The organism is Nocardioides sp. NPDC057772 (assembly GCF_042798075.1).
In the GTDB taxonomy this organism is placed as follows: domain Bacteria; phylum Actinomycetota; class Actinomycetes; order Propionibacteriales; family Nocardioidaceae; genus Nocardioides.
Map to the genome: position 1 here is coordinate 1 of NZ_JBHVKN010000107.1, position 17,181 is coordinate 17,181.

The 17,181-nt window shown below is 68.2% G+C and carries 18 protein-coding genes; 3 read left to right on the forward strand and 15 right to left on the reverse strand.

Annotated features, from left to right (window positions below):
- Positions 1-108: 108 nt before the first annotated feature.
- From tuf to ACFVJS_RS17305, 7 genes are all read right to left on the reverse strand, one after another.
- Positions 109-1,302 carry an elongation factor Tu gene (tuf, locus tag ACFVJS_RS17275; RefSeq protein WP_045550897.1) on the reverse strand — a complete coding sequence of 398 codons (1,194 nt, stop codon included), beginning with the start codon at positions 1,300-1,302 and terminating at the stop codon, positions 109-111.
- 84 nt (positions 1,303-1,386) lie between these two features.
- Positions 1,387-3,501 carry an elongation factor G gene (fusA, locus tag ACFVJS_RS17280; protein WP_378882579.1) on the reverse strand — a complete coding sequence of 705 codons (2,115 nt, stop codon included), beginning with the start codon at positions 3,499-3,501 and terminating at the stop codon, positions 1,387-1,389.
- Positions 3,502-3,607: 106 nt separating this feature from the next.
- Complete coding sequence (rpsG, locus tag ACFVJS_RS17285; protein WP_165112349.1) at positions 3,608-4,078, reverse strand: 30S ribosomal protein S7; 471 nt, start codon at positions 4,076-4,078, stop codon at positions 3,608-3,610.
- A 1-nt stretch (position 4,079) separates the two neighbouring features.
- Complete coding sequence (rpsL, locus tag ACFVJS_RS17290) at positions 4,080-4,451, reverse strand: 30S ribosomal protein S12 (RefSeq protein WP_008360965.1); 372 nt, start codon at positions 4,449-4,451, stop codon at positions 4,080-4,082.
- Between the two features lie 264 nt (positions 4,452-4,715).
- Positions 4,716-5,966: an MFS transporter gene (locus ACFVJS_RS17295; protein WP_378882583.1), complete on the reverse strand. Its 1,251-nt coding sequence runs from the start codon at positions 5,964-5,966 to the stop codon at positions 4,716-4,718.
- On the reverse strand, positions 5,963-6,424 hold the full coding sequence (locus ACFVJS_RS17300; RefSeq protein WP_378882586.1) for a MarR family winged helix-turn-helix transcriptional regulator: 462 nt from the start codon (positions 6,422-6,424) through the stop codon (positions 5,963-5,965). The genes ACFVJS_RS17295 and ACFVJS_RS17300 overlap by 4 nt, the downstream gene beginning before the upstream one ends.
- 78 nt (positions 6,425-6,502) lie before the next feature.
- Positions 6,503-6,652 carry a DUF1059 domain-containing protein gene (locus ACFVJS_RS17305; protein WP_165112346.1) on the reverse strand — a complete coding sequence of 50 codons (150 nt, stop codon included), beginning with the start codon at positions 6,650-6,652 and terminating at the stop codon, positions 6,503-6,505.
- A gap of 90 nt (positions 6,653-6,742) precedes the next feature.
- On the opposite strand from ACFVJS_RS17305, the gene ACFVJS_RS17310 reads away from it, so the two are divergent.
- Positions 6,743-7,138, forward strand: coding sequence for a DUF2530 domain-containing protein (locus ACFVJS_RS17310; protein WP_378882589.1), 396 nt, complete (start codon positions 6,743-6,745; stop codon positions 7,136-7,138).
- Here the strand turns inward: ACFVJS_RS17310 and ACFVJS_RS17315 are convergent.
- The 5 genes from ACFVJS_RS17315 to ACFVJS_RS17335 form a co-directional block, all read right to left on the reverse strand.
- Positions 7,135-7,929, reverse strand: coding sequence for a DUF3027 domain-containing protein (locus ACFVJS_RS17315; RefSeq protein ID WP_378882605.1), 795 nt, complete (start codon positions 7,927-7,929; stop codon positions 7,135-7,137). The genes ACFVJS_RS17310 and ACFVJS_RS17315 overlap by 4 nt on opposite strands.
- Positions 7,930-8,118: 189 nt before the next feature.
- Positions 8,119-8,670, reverse strand: a complete 552-nt coding sequence (locus tag ACFVJS_RS17320) for an ATP/GTP-binding protein (protein ID WP_084101379.1) — start codon at positions 8,668-8,670, stop codon at positions 8,119-8,121.
- 40 nt (positions 8,671-8,710) lie between these two features.
- A complete protein-coding gene (locus ACFVJS_RS17325; RefSeq protein WP_008360948.1) occupies positions 8,711-9,061 on the reverse strand; it encodes a DUF742 domain-containing protein in 351 nt (116 codons plus the stop codon).
- 27 nt (positions 9,062-9,088) lie between these two features.
- Positions 9,089-9,484, reverse strand: coding sequence for a roadblock/LC7 domain-containing protein (locus ACFVJS_RS17330; protein ID WP_008360946.1), 396 nt, complete (start codon positions 9,482-9,484; stop codon positions 9,089-9,091).
- The gene (locus ACFVJS_RS17335) at positions 9,481-12,825 is read right to left on the reverse strand and encodes a nitrate- and nitrite sensing domain-containing protein (protein WP_378882592.1); all 3,345 of its coding nucleotides are present in this window, start codon (positions 12,823-12,825) and stop codon (positions 9,481-9,483) included. The genes ACFVJS_RS17330 and ACFVJS_RS17335 overlap by 4 nt, the downstream gene beginning before the upstream one ends.
- A 396-nt stretch (positions 12,826-13,221) precedes the next feature.
- Between ACFVJS_RS17335 and ACFVJS_RS17340 the strand changes: the two genes are divergently transcribed.
- Positions 13,222-13,620 carry a cold-shock protein gene (locus ACFVJS_RS17340; RefSeq protein ID WP_008360941.1) on the forward strand — a complete coding sequence of 133 codons (399 nt, stop codon included), beginning with the start codon at positions 13,222-13,224 and terminating at the stop codon, positions 13,618-13,620.
- A 4-nt stretch (positions 13,621-13,624) separates the two neighbouring features.
- Here ACFVJS_RS17340 and ACFVJS_RS17345 read toward each other — a convergent pair whose 3' ends face one another.
- The 3 genes from ACFVJS_RS17345 to ACFVJS_RS17355 are packed head-to-tail and all read right to left on the reverse strand — an operon-like array spanning position 13,625 to position 16,254.
- Positions 13,625-14,332 (reverse strand): M50 family metallopeptidase, encoded by a 708-nt coding sequence (locus ACFVJS_RS17345; RefSeq protein WP_378882595.1) that lies wholly within the window; start codon positions 14,330-14,332, stop codon positions 13,625-13,627.
- The gene (larE, locus tag ACFVJS_RS17350; RefSeq protein WP_378882597.1) at positions 14,329-15,174 is read right to left on the reverse strand and encodes an ATP-dependent sacrificial sulfur transferase LarE; all 846 of its coding nucleotides are present in this window, start codon (positions 15,172-15,174) and stop codon (positions 14,329-14,331) included. Before larE ends, ACFVJS_RS17345 begins: the two co-directional genes overlap by 4 nt.
- A 9-nt stretch (positions 15,175-15,183) precedes the next feature.
- On the reverse strand, positions 15,184-16,254 hold the full coding sequence (locus ACFVJS_RS17355) for a nitrate- and nitrite sensing domain-containing protein (protein WP_378882600.1): 1,071 nt from the start codon (positions 16,252-16,254) through the stop codon (positions 15,184-15,186).
- A gap of 115 nt (positions 16,255-16,369) precedes the next feature.
- Here ACFVJS_RS17355 and lepB point away from each other — a divergent pair, with 115 nt between their 5' ends.
- Positions 16,370-17,131: a signal peptidase I gene (lepB, locus tag ACFVJS_RS17360; RefSeq protein WP_378882602.1), complete on the forward strand. Its 762-nt coding sequence runs from the start codon at positions 16,370-16,372 to the stop codon at positions 17,129-17,131.
- The last annotated feature ends 50 nt before the right edge of the window (positions 17,132-17,181 follow it).

The following is a 17,181-nucleotide window of genomic DNA, read 5'->3' on the forward strand; positions in this document are numbered from 1 at the left end:
GGCCTCCTGCACGAGGCCATCGCGCAAGTGGCCGCGCGCCCGCACGATCAACGCGAAAGGCCCCCTTCGCCTTGCGGCTCCGGGGACCTTCCACGTTGGATCAGACGATCACTTGATGATCTTCGTAACCCGACCCGCGCCGACGGTGCGACCGCCCTCACGGATAGCGAACTTCAGACCCTCGTCCATCGCGATGGGCTGGATGAGCTCGACCGACATCTCGGTGTTGTCACCCGGCATGACCATCTCGGTGCCCTCGGGGAGGGTCACGACGCCGGTCACGTCCGTGGTACGGAAGTAGAACTGCGGACGGTAGTTGTTGAAGAACGGGGTGTGACGGCCACCCTCCTCCTTCGAGAGGATGTAGACAGAGCCCTCGAAGTTGGTGTGCGGGGTGGTGGTGCCCGGCTTGATGACAACCATGCCGCGCTCGACGTCCTCGCGCTTGGTGCCACGGAGCAGCAGACCGACGTTCTCACCGGCCTGGCCCTCGTCGAGCAGCTTGCGGAACATCTCGACACCGGTGACGGTGGTCTTCTGAGAGGTCTCGCGGATGCCGACGATCTCGACCTCCTCGCCGACCTTGACGACGCCGCGCTCGATACGACCGGTGATGACGGTGCCACGACCGGTGATCGTGAAGACGTCCTCAACGGGCATCAGGAACGGCTTGTCGGTCTCACGAGCCGGGGTCGGGATGTAGTCGTCGACGGCCTGCATGAGCTCGGCAACCGAGTCCATCCACTTCTGCTCGCCCTGCAGGGCGGGGAAGGCGGCAACGCGCACGACCGGGATGTCGTCACCCGGGAACTCGTACTCGCTGAGGAGCTCGCGCACCTCCATCTCGACGAGCTCGATGAGCTCCTCGTCGTCGACCATGTCGCACTTGTTGAGCGCGACGACGATCGACGGCACGCCGACCTGGCGGGCCAGGAGCACGTGCTCCTTGGTCTGCGGCATCGGGCCGTCGGTGGCGGCGACCACGAGGATCGCGCCGTCCATCTGCGCGGCACCGGTGATCATGTTCTTGATGTAGTCCGCGTGACCCGGGCAGTCGACGTGGGCGTAGTGACGCGACTCGGTCTGGTACTCGATGTGCGCGATCGAGATCGTGATCCCGCGCTGGCGCTCCTCGGGAGCCTTGTCGATGTCCTCGAACGCGAACTCCGGGTTCAGGTCCGGGTACTTCGCGTGCAGCACCTTCGAGATCGCCGCGGTAAGAGTGGTCTTACCGTGGTCGATGTGACCGATGGTACCGATGTTGACGTGCGGCTTGGTCCGCTCGAACTTCGCCTTAGCCACTGTGGGCTCCTCCTGGTGTGATTTTCTTACTGACTCGTACTGAGTGGTGTTGCTGCCGAAGTCCCTGGACGGGCGACCCGAAGGTCACTCGCCACGGGCCTTCTTGATGATCTCGTCGGCGACGTTCGTGGGAACCTCGGCGTACGAGTCGAACTCCATCGAGTACGACGCCTGACCGCTGGTCTTGGACCGGAGGTCACCGACGTACCCGAACATCTCGGACAGCGGGACGAGAGCCTGGACGACCATGTCGCCGTGGCGCTCCTCCTGCGAAGACACCTGGCCGCGACGGGAGTTGATGTCACCGATCACGGTGCCGAGGAACGACTCGGGGGTCGTGACCTCGACGGCGAACATCGGCTCCAGCAGGACGGCCTTCGCCATGCGGGCGGCCTCCTTGAAGGCCTGGTTGCCGGCGATCTTGAAGGCGAGCTCGGAGGAGTCGACGTCGTGGTAGGCGCCGTCCTCGAGCGAGACCTTCACGTCGACCATGGGGAAGCCGGCGAGCACGCCGAACTCCATGGCCTCCTGGGCACCCTGGTCGACCGAGGGGATGTACTCCTTCGGCACGCGACCACCGGTGACGTTGTTGACGAACTCGTAGCCAGCACCCTGGCCGGTCTCCTCGTCGATGTTCGGCTCGACGGTGATGACGACCTTCGCGAACTGACCCGAACCACCGGTCTGCTTCTTGTGGGTGTAGCTGTGGTTCTCGACCTTCTTGCGAAGGGTCTCGCGGTAGGCGACCTGCGGCTTGCCGACGGTGGCCTCGACCTTGAACTCACGCTTCATCCGGTCGACGAAGACCTCGAGGTGGAGCTCGCCCATACCAGCGATGATGGTCTGGCCGGTCTGCTCGTCGGTCTTGACCGTGAAGGTCGGGTCCTCCTCGGTGAGGCGCTGAATCGCCGTGCCGAGCTTCTGCTGGTCACCCTTGGTCTTCGGCTCGATGGCGACCTCGATCACCGGGGCCGGGAAGCTCATCGACTCGAGCACGACCTGGTTGGACGGGTCGCACAGGGTGTGACCGGTCTTGGTGTCCTTCAGACCCATGACGGCCACGATCTGGCCGGCGCCCACCGAGTTGATCTCCTCACGCTTGTTGGCGTGCATCTGGTAGATCTTGCCGATGCGCTCCTTGCGGCCGTTGATCGGGTTGACCACGGTCGCACCCGCCTCGACCTTGCCCGAGTAGACGCGCAGGTAGAACAGCTTGCCCAGGTGCGGGTCGGAGGCGATCTTGAAGACCAGACCGGAGAACGGCTCGTCCTCGGACGGCTTGCGGGAGACCTCGACCTCCTCGTCCTTGACGTCGTGGCCGATGATCGACTCGACATCGATGGGCGAGGGCAGGTAGTCGACGATCGCGTCGAGCAGGGGCTGGACGCCCTTGTTCTTGAACGCGGTGCCGGTGAGGATCGGGTTGAGCTTGTCGGCGAGGGTCGCGCGACGGATGGCGGCCTTCAGGGTGGGAACGTCGAAGACGTCGCCCTCCTCGAGGTAGACCTCCATGATGTCGTCGTCGGCCTCGGCGAGGGTCTCGACGAGCTTCTCGCGCCACTCGGCGGCCTTGTCGGCCATGTCGGCGGGGATCTCCTCGACGACGTAGTCCTCACCCTGCTGGGTCTCGCCGCGCCAGACCTTGGCGTTCATCTCGATGAGGTCGACGACGCCGATGAAGTCGGACTCGGCACCGATCGGCAGCTGCAGGACCAGCGGGGTCGCGTGCAGCTTGTCGACGATCGAGTCGACGACCATGTAGAAGTCGGCACCCGTGCGGTCGAGCTTGTTGACGAAGCACATCCGCGGGACGGAGTACTTGTTCGCCTGACGCCACACGGTCTGCGACTGCGGCTCGACACCGGCCACACCGTCGAAGACGGCGACAGCACCGTCCAGGACGCGCAGCGAGCGCTCCACCTCGACGGTGAAGTCGACGTGCCCCGGGGTGTCGATGATGTTGATCTGGTGGTCCTTCCACCAGCAGGTCGTCGCGGCGGACGTGATCGTGATGCCGCGCTCCTGCTCCTGCTCCATCCAGTCCATCGTGGCTGCGCCCTCGTGGACCTCACCGATCTTGTAGGAGATACCGGTGTAGAACAGGATGCGCTCGGTGGTGGTGGTCTTACCGGCATCGATGTGCGCCATGATGCCGATGTTGCGGACCACATTGAGGTCCGTGGTGATGTCGACGGCCACTGTCTTCAGCGTTCCTTAAAGAGATTGTCTTCGGTCTGGATGGGCGGGGTGCCAGCTTCTTGCGGCGGGTGGTTCCTGAGCCTCTCGAAGGGCACCCCGCCGTACGTCACCAGCGGTAGTGCGCGAAGGCCTTGTTGGACTCGGCCATCTTGTGAGTGTCCTCGCGCTTCTTCACAGCGGCACCGAGGCCGTTGCTCGCGTCGAGGATCTCGTTCATGAGGCGCTCGGACATCGTCTTCTCGCGACGGTCCTGGGCGTAGCCGACGAGCCAGCGCAGCGCGAGCGTGGTGCCACGCGTGCCCTTGACCTCGACCGGAACCTGGTAGGTCGCGCCACCGACGCGGCGGGACTTGACCTCGATGGCCGGCTTCACGTTGTCCATCGCACGCTTGAGGGTGACCACGGGGTCGGTGCCGGTCTTCTCGCGGCAGCCCTCGAGGGCGGTGTAGACGATGCGCTGCGCAACCTGCTTCTTGCCGTCCTGGAGGACCTTGCTGACGAGCTGGGTTACGAGCTGCGAGCCGTAGACGGGGTCGACGACGAGCGGACGCTTGGGAGCGGGACCCTTACGAGGCATCTCACTTCTCCTTCTTGGCGCCGTAGCGGCTCCGGGCCTGCTTGCGGTTCTTCACGCCCTGGGTGTCGAGCGAGCCGCGAATGATCTTGTAACGAACACCGGGGAGGTCCTTCACACGACCGCCGCGGACGAGCACGATGGAGTGCTCCTGAAGGTTGTGGCCCACACCCGGGATGTAAGCGGTGACCTCGACGCCGGAGGAGAGGCGCACACGGGCGACCTTGCGGAGGGCGGAGTTCGGCTTCTTCGGGGTGGTGGTGTAGACGCGCGTGCAGACGCCACGGCGCTGCGGCGATCCCTTGAGGGCAGGCGTCTTCGACTTCGTCGCCTTGTCCTCGCGGCCCTTGCGGACCAGCTGGTTGATGGTGGGCACCTCGGTGGTTCCCCTTCTTTTCTGCTCTCACGACGCGGCGCTCTGCCGCGAAGGATCCAATGGTGTGCGTCCAGGTGGTGCGATACCAACTGGTCCCGCCTCGCCCCCGAGGTCGGGCGTGTCGCCCTTACCTCAACGCACATGTTGGCGGATCTTTCGAACCGAACCCCGTACTGAGGGCGCCGAACCCGGGTCCGAGACCTTTCTCTCGAGCTTGTTCCGGGCACGCGCGACGGCCTGGTTGTCCCAGACACGCTTCAGAGGCTACCCGGCGGCTTGAGAGGGGGTCAAAACGGCCCGGATACCACCTCTGAGGGCAGCTAGGAGCAGCACCCCCGCAAGCGTACCGAACAGCACAAGAGCACCACTGGCGTAGAGCGTCGTGCGGGCACCGAAGTGCTCGCCGATGAAGCCGATCAGCGGGGCGCCCAGCGGGGTGCCGCCCATCAGCACGGTCATGTAGATCGCCATCACCCGGCCACGGAACTCGGGCGCGGCCTCGGTCTGCATGGTGGCGTTGCAGGCGTTGAGGACGGTGATGGTGCAGAACCCGACGATCGGGCCGGTCAGGGCGAACAAGGCGTACGTCGGCATGAACCCGGACACGATGATGGACAGTCCGAACCCGGTCGCCGCCCCGACGATCAGCCTGAGCGGGATCCGGGTGCGGCGGGCGCCGAGCAGCGCACCGGAGAGCGAGCCGACGGCCAGGACGGTGCCGAGCAGGCCGTACTCGCTCGCGCCCTTGCCGAACTCCTCGGTCGCCATCAGCGCCGAGGTGATCGGGAAGTTCGCGCCGAACGTACCGACGAAGAAGACGATCACGAGGACCATCAGCATCTTGGGCTGCGTACGGATGTAGCCGAGGCCCTCGCGCAGCATCCCGCGCCGCCGGGCGACCGGTTCGGGCGAGCGGAGCTCGCGGGTGTTCATCCGCTGCAGCTGTCCGATGACGGCGAGGTAGGAGACGGCGTTGACGAGGATGACCCAGCCGGTCGCCCGGGGACCGCCGCCCAGCGCGCCGATGAGGAGCCCGGCCGTCGCCGGTCCGATCAGGCGGGCGAGATTGAACGAGGCCGAGTTGAGGCCGACGGCGTTGGTGACGTCGTCGGGGTGGACCATCTCCGAGACGAACGACTGCCGACCAGGACCGTCGAAGGCGGCACCGATTCCGAAGAGGAAGGCGACCAGGTAGACCATCCACACCTCGGCGTTGCCGCTGACCGCGAGCACACCGAGGAGCAGCGACATCAGCGCCATCCAGCCCTGGGCCACCTGCAGCAGGCGGCGCTTCGGGAAGCGGTCCGCGATGACCCCGGCATAAGGGCTGAGCAGCAGGATGGGCAGGAACTGCAGGCCGGTGGTGATGCCGAGGGCCGCTCCCCCGCCGCCCAGGCTCAGCACGAGCCAGTCCTGGGCGATGCGTTGCATCCAGGTGCCGACGTTGGAGACGACACTTCCGGCTAGGTAGAGGCGGTAGTTGTGGCTGCGCAGGGAACGGAACGTGGGACTCAACTGGTGGCTATTCTCTCCATGATCGAAGCGGCGGTGCGGAGGGCTGCGAGCTCGTCGGCATCGAGGTCGACGAGCTGCTGGGCGAGCCAGGCGTCGCGGCTGAGCCGGTCCTTGCGTACGGTCCGGCGGCCCTTGTCGGTGATCGAGACCAGCACCTGGCGACGGTCGGTCTCACCCTGGCGGCGCACGACGTAGCCGCCCTCCTCGAGGAAGTTGACCATCCTGGTCATGCTCGGCGGCTGGACCCGCTCGCGGGCGGCGAGGGCGCCGAGCGTCATCTCGTCGCATGCGTACAACGCCCCGAGCACCGCCATCGACCCCAGGGAGAGGTCGTTGTCGGGGTGGCGCTCGTTGGCCAGGCGGCGGCGCATCCGCATGACGGAGGTGCGCAGCTCGGAGGCGACCTCGGGGATGTCGGAGGACGCGGCGGGCGCGGAGGCGGGCTGTGCGGTAGGCATGTCGGTAAGCATAACTGCTTACCGGAGCTAACTATTCCGAGAAGAGACGGCGCCCTGACAAGGGCGCCGTCACGCAGGTCAGGACATCGCGGCGAGCATCAGGATGTCGTCGCGGCTGTAGGTGCGACCGGGGTGAGCCTCGGCGAGGTGCTCCTGCACCTGCTCGACCAGCTCGTCGTCGGTCTCCGTGCGGAAGTTGGTGCCACAGGGGCAGCGAAGCGAAGGCATCAGTGGACCTCCCAGGTCGTCGGGCCGCGCCGAGAAGTGCTCGGCAGCCCCAGACTATCGCCCACCCAAGGCCCACTAAGGTTGGGAGGCATGAGCGACCAGTACCGCGACGACGACTACTCCGGCAGCTACCCGGAGCAGCAGTACGACGGGTACGAAGGCGACTACTACCCCGCCGACGGCGGGTATCCGCAGGACTACGGTTACGACGAGCAGCTCGTCGAGGAGGCGGTCGAGCCGCGCCCGGAGCCGAAGATCGAGCTGGTCGACGAGGACGGGATCCGCGCCTTCGAGCTCGCCACGCTCGGCTGGCTGGTCGGGTTCGTGGCCCTGCTCCCCTTCTGGGGTCTGCTCAACGACCGCGGCTGGACCTGGTGGATCTGGACCTGCCTGGCCGCGTTCGGCATCGGCGCGATCGGCATCGAGCTGACCCGGCGTCGCAAGGCTCGCCGGCTGCGGGCCGAGGAGCGCGGCCGGCTCGGCTAGAAGGCTTCGATGTCGTCGCTGATGGTGTCGAAGACCGGGTCCGGCAGCGGCTGGGGCTCGTGCTTCTTCGCCAGCCGCACCTCCGAGTGCGCACCGCACCCGTGGTTGAGGCTGACCACCTTGCCGTCGTCGTTGGCGTCGCCGTTGGCGCAGACCCCGAAGGTCGAGGCCAGGTGGCCGGTCAGCCGGACCAGGAAGCCACAGCTGTGGCACTGGTCGGGTGCGGCCTGGGCGAGCGGCGCGTCGGGGCCGCCGTCACCGGCGTACCAACGCTCGGCGGCGGCGTCGAAGCCGGAGGTCGACAGGGTGCGGACACGACCGAGACCGAGATCCTTGGCGACCTCACGCACCTGCGCCTTCTCGTCGGCGTCGAGCGGGTCGTCGCCGAAGGCGTAGGTCGGGACCAGTCGGGCGTCGTCGTCCTCGACCGGGAGCAGATCGCCGGGCGAGAGGTCGCCGGGCTTGATCCGGTCGCGGTAAGGCACCCACGCGGGGGCGACGATCGCCGCGTCGCCGGGCACGAGGACGACCTCGTTGACGGTCACCTCGGAGTCTCCACCGAGGACCGGGACGTAGACGACCGTGACCGACCAGTGCCAGCCGACGTAGCCCTTGCGGGTGCAGGCGAACAGGTGGGTCACGACGCCTGGACCGGCACCCTCCTCGGCCACGTGGCCGAGGTGTTCTCCGACGTCAGCGGCTGGCACGTCGGACAGGAGCGCGGCGCGGGCCTCGTCGACGGCAGCGACGGCCGTCGCATCGGCGTACGGGGTCGTGATCACGGACCACATCTTCGCCCACAGGCGCCTCAGGTGCCACTTCGGGGTCACCTTGCGCCACCACAACCTGAACTTCAGCACAACGCGTGATCCTCCCAGACGTACGCCTCTACTGCACAGTCACGGCGGCCCTGCCCGCGCCATCTCATAAATGCCGACACCCGCCGGAGCGGGGCTACGGCGGGTGTCGACGTCGCGTCGCTACTGCAGAGCGCGCGTGGAGACCATGGAGAGGACGTACTCGACGAGCGAGATCAGCGTTGCCTTGGTCGACTGGCGGTCGCGGGCGTCGCAGGTGACGATCGGGATGTCCGGGCGCAGGGCCAGGGCCTCACGGATCTGCTCCGGCTTGTAGGCCTGGTTGGCGCCGAAGACGTTGTGGGCCACGACGAACGGCACGTTGCGGGACTCGAAGTAGTCGATCGCGCCGAAGGAGTCGGCGAGACGACGCGTGTCGATGAGCACCACGGCACCGATGGCGCCCTGGGTCAGGTCGTCCCACATGAACCAGAAGCGGTTCTGACCGGGCGTGCCGAACAGGTAGAGGATCAGGTCGGAGTCGAGGGAGACTCGCCCGAAGTCCATGGCGACGGTCGTCGTCTTCTTGTTGGGCACGGCGGAGAGGTCGTCGACGCCGGCGGTCGCCTGCGTCATCACGGCCTCGGTCGTCAGGGGGACGATCTCCGAGACGGAGCCGACGAAGGTCGTCTTACCAACGCCGAACCCGCCGGCGATGACGATCTTCGCAGACATGGTCGCCTGCTTGGAGTCGGTGGTCACTGCATTACTCCTGTCAAAGCTTCCTCAGGCCGGACAGCACGCGCTCGAGAAGAGCGGTGTCCGGGGCGTCCGGGACCTTGCTGGCGTGCACCTGCACCACGCCGCGCTCCGCAAGGTCACCGATCAGGACTCGGGCGACACCCAGGGGCACCCGGATGAGCGCCGCGACCTCGGCGACGGAGCGGCTCTCGCGGCAGAGCTCCGCGATCGTCCGCTCCTCTGGCGACCGGACGTAGCCGTCGATCACGTAGCGGTCGGTGATCACCAGGGCTTCCATCGGGAAGACTCGCTTGGGTTGCGTGCGGCCACGAGTCAGGGCGTACGGCCTGACAAGGGGCGGCGGTTCGGAGGCGTGGTTGCTCACGATCTCGGTCCTAAGCTCGGGCGCGCATCAGGCGCCGGTTCTGGTATCGGGGGTGAGGGCGGTGGCAACACGCGAGATGAGCAGCTGCATCTGGTAGCCAACCTGTCCCAGATCGCAGTCGGGGGCGGCGAGGGCAGCAAGGCTGGAACCCTCACCAACCGCCATGAGGACCAGATAGCCACCGTCCATCTCGATGACCATCTGCTGGACATTACCCGCGGCGAAGCACCGAGCTGCTCCCTGGGTAAGACTCGTGAGACCGGAGGCGATCGCCGAGAGCTGGTCGGCCCGGTCCGGGGGGAAGTCGACGGAGCTGGCCATCGGCATGCCATCAGCCGACACCAGGATCGCGTGAGCGATGTCGGGGGTGCGCTGGGTCAGGCTGTCGACAAGCCAGTCCAGTCCTGCGGGGGCCGTTGTCACTGCTGCTCCTCACCTTCGGGGTTGCTTTCCGCCTCAGCGGGGTTGTTGCGGGCGCGGCTGACGCCCTTCTGGAAGCTGGACATGCCGCGAGTCCGGCGCGCGTCCATGTTACGCGGACCTGATGACGGTGGTGTGACCGATGGGGCCGCGCCCGGGATGAGGTTCTGACCCGGGACACGCACGGGAAGGCCACCCTGGGTGACCGTCGCCGGCTCCTGCTCCTGCAGCTTCTCCAGCTCCTGCGCCCGGCGCCAGCCTTCGTCGCCCGGCGACGACCAGCTGACCGGAGTGGTCGGCTCGTCCTCGGGAGCGGCAGCGTCGGCCGCGTCGGCCGCGGGCGCACCGGCCGTGGTGCCGTTGGCCGCGCCCTTCCCGGCCTTGGCCGACGGAGCCGCGATCGGGTCGCTCAGCGGGTCGCCCTTCGCCTCCATGGCCCGGCGCGCGCCCAGCGGACGACGACGGGTGAACCACTCGGACTGGAGGTCGTCGAAGATCGAGCTGCCCTCGTCGTCGAGGATCGGGACCTCGGTGGTCGAGTCGAGCGGGTTCGGCGAGTCGGTCGGCTCCGGGGCCATCGGGCCCGAGCCGATCGCGTCACCGGCGGGACCGAACGGGTCGTCGTCGGGACCGAACCCCGGCGGCGGCGTACGCGGCGTGGTGCGCCCGTCGGGACGCTCGAAGGTGCGGAACGCGCCGGTGTCGGTGCCGAACGGGCTGCCACCCTGGGCTCCTGGGTCGCGCCGCGGGAGGTCGCCGGTCTCGCTCGGGTCGAAGCGGCCGTCGGGGAAGCGGGCGGCCAGGTCCTCCGCCTTGCGCACCGGCAGCATGTTGGACAGGAAGTTCTGCTGCGGACCGCTAGCCTGCGCCGGCTGGTTGGCGCCGAACGGGTCGCCGCCGAACTGCGGCTGGCCACCGCTGAACTGCTGCGGCTGCGCCGGGAAGGTGCCGGTGCGCGCGGTCGGGGCCTCGTAGCCCGGGTCACCCGGCATCGGCGGGACGCCGCCATAGGCGGGCTGCTGACCCGTCTGCGGTCCGGTCTGGCCGAAGCCGTTGTGCTGGCCGGACTGGCCGTTCGCACCCGGCTGCGGGAAGACCGAGCTGCCGTTGTTGGCCAGGTTCGGGTGGTTGGAGGCACCCGGGGTGCGGCTCGGCAGCGCCGGCGGCGCGGCCGTGGAGGCGGCGGGCGCCTCCGGTGCCGGCAGCGCACCGACGGGCACGTCGTAGGGGTTGCCACCTGCGTACGGCTGGGCGTCGTAGGCGGGCATCCCGTACTGCATCTCGTAGGGGAGCTCGCCGGTGCCCGGGTAGCCGGCGGCCTGCTGGCCGTAGCCACCCTGCTGGAAGGCGTACGCGTCGAAGCCCTGCTGCTGGCCAGACGGGGTCTCGGCGTGGGCGCCGACGATCGTGGTCACCGGCATCTCGACGCGCGCGACCACACCACGCGGGCGGTTGGGCACGAGCTCGATGTAGAGGCCGTGACGCGCGGCCAGGCGCGCGACCACGACCAGACCCATCATCCGGGCGACGTCGGCGTCGAGGCCGGTCGCACGGCGCAGCTTCATGTTGGCCGCGTCGAGCTCCTCCGGCGTCATACCGATACCGAGATCCTCGATCTCGACCAGCAGCGGCGCGGCGGGACCGGCGCGGAAGGTGCGGATCGTGACCGCGGTGTCGGGCGGGGAGAAGTTGGTGGCGTTCTCGATCAGCTCCGCGAGCAGGTGCACGAGGTCACCCGCGATCGCTCCCTCGAACTCGGCGTTCTCCTCGGAGTCGATGTCGACCCGGGCGAACTGCTCGATCTCGGAGGCCGCGGCGCGGAGCACGTCGAGGACCGGGACCGGACCACGCGCAGCGTGGCCGATCTCGCCGCCGGCGAGAACCAGCAGGGACTCGTCGTTGCGGCGCATTCGGGTCGCGAGGTGGTCGAGGCGGAACAGGTTCGCGAGGTCGTCGGGGTCCTGCTCGTTGGCCTCGAGCTGGTCGATGAGCTGGAGCTGGCGCTCGACGAGGCTCTGCGAGCGGCGGGAGAGGTTCATGAACATCTTGTCGACGTTCGTACGCAGCTCGGCCTGCTCGCCCGCCAGCCGGATCGCCTCGACGTGGACCGCGTCGAACGCGTCCGCGACGTCACCGATCTCGTCTCGGCGGGCGATGTCCAGCGGCTCCACATGGGTGTCGACCGGGCCGTCGGCCTGGTTCATGTAGGCGACTCGCTCCGGCAGGTCGTGGTTGGCCAGGTTGTAGGCCAGGCGGCGCAGCTGGCTCAGCGGCGACAGGATCGAGCGGGCCGCGACCAGACCGACCGCGAGGGCGAAGATCAGGACGCCGAGGACGAGGATACCGATGATGATGGCGTCGCGGGTCGCGTCCTTCTTGATCTGCTCGACGTCGTCACTGATCTCCTGCGCGGTCGCGACGATCATCTTCTGCAGACCGCGGATGAACTCGGTGCTGGCGCCGGTGTACTGGTCCGGGGTCATCTTGACCCGGTCGGTGCCGCCGCTGGTGATCACCTGGTTGACGACCCGGTGGGCAGGCGCCCCGATCGAGCCGTTGGTGGTGGTCTCGTTGGTCAGCTCGTCGAGCTGCTGACGGATCTCGTCGGAGGTCTTGTTGTAGTAGTCGGCCGTGGACAGGCGCCACTTGGCCTCGGCCCGGGCGAGCTCCGCGAACTGCTCGTCGGTGAGGACGTCCGGGTTGACCACACCGTTCTTCTCGGCCGCGGCCTTCTTGCTCAGCGCCTCCATCATGATCACGCGCTCGGTGCCCATCGCCTCCGAGGCGGGACGCACGTTGCTGATCGCGGCGATCTTGGAGAAGACCTCGTCGTTCTCCAGGGTCGGCATCTGCGCCGAGATCCCGAAGAGGTTGTTCATCACGGTCGTGTAGGCCAGCTGGGCCTCGACCTGGGTGTCCCGCTCCTGGATCTGCGCGCGCAGGTCGTCGATGCCGTTCAGCGCCTGCTGGATCTCGACGATGCTGTTCTCGAGCTCCTTGTCGTCGCCGGCGTCGATCTCCTTCGCCTTGGCGCTCCAGGCCTCGATCGACTCGTCGGTCGTCTGCTGCAGCGGCCTCATGACGACCTCGGGAACGCCCGCGAGCGCACCGTCACGCTCGAACAGGATGTTGATCGCGAGGTTGTAGGTGTCGGGCAGTGCCTTGGCGACGGTCTCTGCCTGGCGTGCTTCCGCCTGGGCGGTGAGGGCGCGCGAAATGCTCAACCCACCGAACACCATCGCCGCGATGGTGGGGATGAGCAGCACGAAGATCAGGCGCGCTCGAATTCCCTGCCAGGGCTTGCGTTCCGGACGGTGGGTCGTGCTTGCGTATGGCTCGGCCATTACTCCCTCTCGTGGCCATGTCACATCGTTCCCGAGCAAGGTGTGCGCCGTCTGTGGCGCATACCCCTGTCCCCCGCCGCGAAGCCTGCTGGCACCCGGGCGTGCCTGTCTGCAGTCTTTGGCGACGTAAACTTACGTCATAAGTGGTCTCGATTACCAATGGTGTACGAAATCATTTGCAAATCTATGGAGGGGTAGGCGGAGTATATGCCCCACCCGCAGAAGGGACGAGACGGCGAGCCCTCCGTGGCTGCTGAGCAGGGCCCCGCGCGACCGGAGAGGGGAATACCTCACGCGTCTCTGGGCACCGAGGACTAGGCTCTTCCGCGTCGGCCGTCACAGTCGCCGGGCGACGTACGTTTGAAGCGCAGATGCGCGAGGAAGGGGCAAGCTGCCGTGCCTACTGGCAAGGTCAAGTGGTTCGACGCCACCAAGGGCTTCGGGTTTCTGTCGCAGGACGACGGTCCGGACGTGTACGTCCACGCCGACGCGCTCCCCGAGGGCGCTGCCAAGACCTTGAAGGCCGGCACCCGGGTGGAGTTCGGCATCGCCCAGGGGCGCCGCGGTGAGCAGGCGCTCTCGGTGACCGTCCTCGAGCGCTCGCCGTCCGTCTCCGGCCGCCAGCGCGCCGCCAAGCGTCGCAAGCCCGAGGAGATGGAGCTGATCGTCGAGAACGTGATCAAGCTCCTCGACGACATCCGCGACGGCTACGCCCAGGGCCGCCCGCCCACGCGCGAGCTGGCCAAGAAGGTCTCCCCCGCGCTGCGCCAGATCGCCGACGAGTTCGAGCTCTGATCCTCTAGATCCAGCTCAGGTCGGGGATCAGGGTCTGCACGCCGACCACCAGGCCGGCGATGTTGACGGCCAGCAGGAGCAGGATCCAGAGCACCGACGGGATGCCGGTCAGACCGGCGAGCTGGTCGGGGTCGGAGCCGCGCCGGCCCCGCTCCCCACGGCCGAGGAGCTCGAGGAGCGGCCGCGGTGAGGCGAGCAGGAGCAGCCAGGTCACCAGGGTGGCGACGATGGTCTGGAGGCGGCCGTCGGCGTACCAGCTGATCGCGCCCAGGCCGGCGCCGAGCACCAGCAGGACGACGAGGCCGTAGCCGTTGCGTACCCACACCAGCAGCACGAGCATCGCCGCCACCAGGAGCCAGAGCAGCCCCAGGGCATGACCGGCGGCGAGCATCGTGGCGCTGAGCAGGCCGAGGAGCGCCGGGGCGAGGTAGCCGGCGGCGAGCATCGCCACCATCCCCGGCCCGCTCGGCTTGCCGCGCGAGAGGGTGACGCCCGAGGTGTCGGAGTGGAGCTTGATCCCGGCCAGGCGCCTTCCCACCAGGACCGCGACCACCGCGTGCCCGGCCTCGTGGACGACGGTGACGCCGAGACGTACGGTGCGCCAGGACGTACGCCACACCACGAGCGCAAGCGCGACGAGCCCGGCGCCGATCAGCCAAGGTGCTTCGGGAACGGTCTGGGTCGCGGTGATGGTGTCCCAGAACTCCCTCACTTGACTGCCTTCTGGTTCATCGATCCGGAGCGGAAGCCCCGTGGGTCGATCTCCGCGGCGGGGAATCCAGCGTCTGTCACGGTCTTGAGCACCTCGTCGGCATGGTGGGGGTCGAGAGGCAGGAGGGTAGCCGACAGCTCGACGGTGGCCGTCTCCCCGTGGTCGCGCACGCGCAGGTCCACCCGGGCCGCATCGTGGCCATGGGCGGCCAGGACGCTGCGTACGCCTTGCTCGGCCCGCTCCACCCGCGCGAGCCTGCGCGGGGTGACCTCGAGGCCATAGGCGATCCGGCTGGAGAGGCAGGCGGCGGCCGGCTTGTCCCAGGTCGGCAGCCCCCAGCGGCGCGATGCCTCGCGGATCTGCGCCTTGGTCAGGCCGGCGTCCTTGAGCGGGGTGATCGCGCCGCGCTCGGCGGCCGCCCGGATGCCGGGCCGCAGACCGTTGAGCCCTTCGATCGCATCGTCGGCGTTGGTGCCGGTGGCGACGTGGGCCAGCCCGAGCTCGCGGGCCAGCGGGGTCAGGGTGTCGAGCAGCTCGGCCTTGCAGAAGAAGCACCGGTCGGTGCCGTTGGCCCGGTAGCCCTCGCGCTCCATCTCGCGGGTCTGCGGGGTGATGAGGCGCACGCCGAGGCTCCTCGCGAACTCGGCGGCCGGATCCCTCTCCGCGACCGGGAGACTGTGTGAGTAACCGGTCGCCGCGGCCACGTCGTCGCTGCCCAGGGCTCTGGTCGCGGCGGCGAGGAGGAAGGCGCTGTCGGCGCCACCGGAGAAGGCGACCAGCACGCTCCCCCGAGTCTTGAGATCCGCTTCGAGAGCGTTGAGCCGTTGGTCGAGATCGGACACGCGTCGACCTTATCCACGTGCTCCACGCGCGGCCGCGGACGAGCGCAGGACGACGAGCAGGACAGCGAGAACGAGGACGAGCACCGCGAGGACACCCAGGACGACGACCGTGAGGACGAAGGCGACCATCGCGCCGCGCAGGGCGTCATCGCGGACGGCACGTCGGTCCTCCACGATCTCCTCGGCCGAGGCGGTCACCACCGCCTGCAGACCGCGCATGAGGTCGGTGCTGGACGCGGCGTACGAATCCGGGGTCAGGTCGCTGCCGTCTCCGGCGATGATCTCGTTGACCGCCTGCTGCGCAGGTACGCCGGTGGCACCCTCCACGGCGGTGCCGTTGGTCAGCTCGTCGAGGGCCCGACGCTGCGCTGTCGAGGACTTCTCGTAGAAGCCGGCGAGCGAGCGCCGCAGGTTCGCCTCTGCCTCGGTGAGCGCGGCGATCTCCTTGTCACCGGCCTGCTTGTCGCCGGGCAGCGGTGACCTGGCGAGCACAGCGTTCATGGTCGTCCGCTCCTGGCCCAGCGATTCCCAGATCTCGGGCATGTGGCGGATCGCCTCGATCGACGAGGCCGTCTCCCCCTCGCCCGTGCTCGGCACGTCGTCGGCGATGCTGAACAGGTCGTTGCTCAGGGCCGTGTATCTCTCGGCAACCGAGGCAGGATCGGTCCGCGCCTGCGTACGCAGGTCGTCGATGCCGGCGAGCCCGTCCTCGATCCGGCTGACGGTCGCGTCGAGATGCTCGCCGCCGCTCTCGATCCCCTGCACCCGCGCGAGCCACGCCTGCGCCGACTCGTCGGTGGTCTGCACCATCGGCCGGAGCACGACGGGAGGTACGCCGGCCAGCATCGCATCACGTTCGAAGGACAGATTGACCGCGAGGTTGACAGTGTCCGGCAGGGTCTCGGCGAGCGCTTCGGCCTTCCGGGCCGTCTCCGCCTCAGCCGCCGTCCGAACGACGACCATCGCGCCGACCGCACCGGCCGCGACGGTGAGGAGCACGGCCACGATCAGGATGACCCCGATCGTCCGGGTGCCCTTCGTGCTGGACCGACGTGTCGGGGTTGCCAGTGAATCTTTCATGAGGCCCTCTCAGGTCGGGCTGAATGAGGGAACCCTAGGACAGGAGCCGCGGCGCGCGCCTCCCGAATTCCGGATTGCGCCGGAGCGGGACCGTGGTCTGGATAGGGTCAAGACCATGGGGGCAGAGAGGGAGACGCCGGTGAAGTCTGGCCGGCGGCCGAGGGGATTTCTGGGTTCGCTGGTCGAGATCGTGATCATCGCGGTGACGGCGATTCTGCTCGCGGTGGTCATCAAGACATTCCTCGCCCAGGCGTTCTACATCCCCTCGGAGTCGATGCGGCCCGGGCTGGAGGTCAACGACCGCGTGCTGGTGGAGAAGCCGTCCTACTGGACCGGCACCCCCGAGCGCGGCGACGTGGTCGTCTTCGCCGACCCCGGCGACTGGCTCTCGACCAACCAGGTGCCGCCGCCGCCGACCGGCTTCCGGGCGGTGCTCGCCAAGGTCGGGCTCTACCCGACCGGCGACCACCTGGTGAAGCGGGTGATCGGAGTCGCCGGCGACACCGTGGAGTGCTGCGAGAACGGTCGGATCGTCGTCAACGGAACGCCTCTGGACGAGTCCTCGTTCATCGCTCCCACCGATACCTGTGACGGGCCGATGGCGCAGGACAACGGTGCGTACGTCAAGGGCGGCTGTCGTGGCTGGAAGGCCGTCGTCCCCGAGGGCCGGCTCTTCGTGATGGGCGACAACCGCGCCAACTCCGCCGACTCGTCCTTCCACCTGTGCAACCCCGAGCGCCAGAAGTCTGACGACCCGGCCTGTGCGAACGCGTTCGTACCCGTCGCCGACGTCGTCGGGCGCGTCGCCGTCGTCTTCTGGCCCACCGACCGCTTCGGCTTCGAGCGACGCCCGGAGACCTTCGACTCCCTCGACTGAGTCCGCCCCGCCGAATCGGTGGTTGTGGCGGGCCGAGAATGCAGTTGTGG

Bases quoted from the DNA above. Each gene is read 5' to 3' on its own strand.
- ACFVJS_RS17355 (WP_378882600.1), bottom strand. From the start codon at position 16,254: ATGAAAGATTCACTGGCAACCCCGACACGTCGGTCCAGCACGAAGGGC.
- ACFVJS_RS17320 (WP_084101379.1), bottom strand. From the start codon at position 8,670: ATGTCTGCGAAGATCGTCATCGCCGGCGGGTTCGGCGTTGGTAAGACG.
- ACFVJS_RS17310 (WP_378882589.1), top strand. From the start codon at position 6,743: ATGAGCGACCAGTACCGCGACGACGACTACTCCGGCAGCTACCCGGAG.
- ACFVJS_RS17300 (WP_378882586.1), bottom strand. From the start codon at position 6,424: ATGCCTACCGCACAGCCCGCCTCCGCGCCCGCCGCGTCCTCCGACATC.
- ACFVJS_RS17315 (WP_378882605.1), bottom strand. From the start codon at position 7,929: ATGTGGTCCGTGATCACGACCCCGTACGCCGATGCGACGGCCGTCGCT.
- lepB (WP_378882602.1), top strand. From the start codon at position 16,370: ATGGGGGCAGAGAGGGAGACGCCGGTGAAGTCTGGCCGGCGGCCGAGG.
- rpsG (WP_165112349.1), bottom strand. From the start codon at position 4,078: ATGCCTCGTAAGGGTCCCGCTCCCAAGCGTCCGCTCGTCGTCGACCCC.
- ACFVJS_RS17335 (WP_378882592.1), bottom strand. From the start codon at position 12,825: ATGGCCGAGCCATACGCAAGCACGACCCACCGTCCGGAACGCAAGCCC.
- ACFVJS_RS17305 (WP_165112346.1), bottom strand. From the start codon at position 6,652: ATGCCTTCGCTTCGCTGCCCCTGTGGCACCAACTTCCGCACGGAGACC.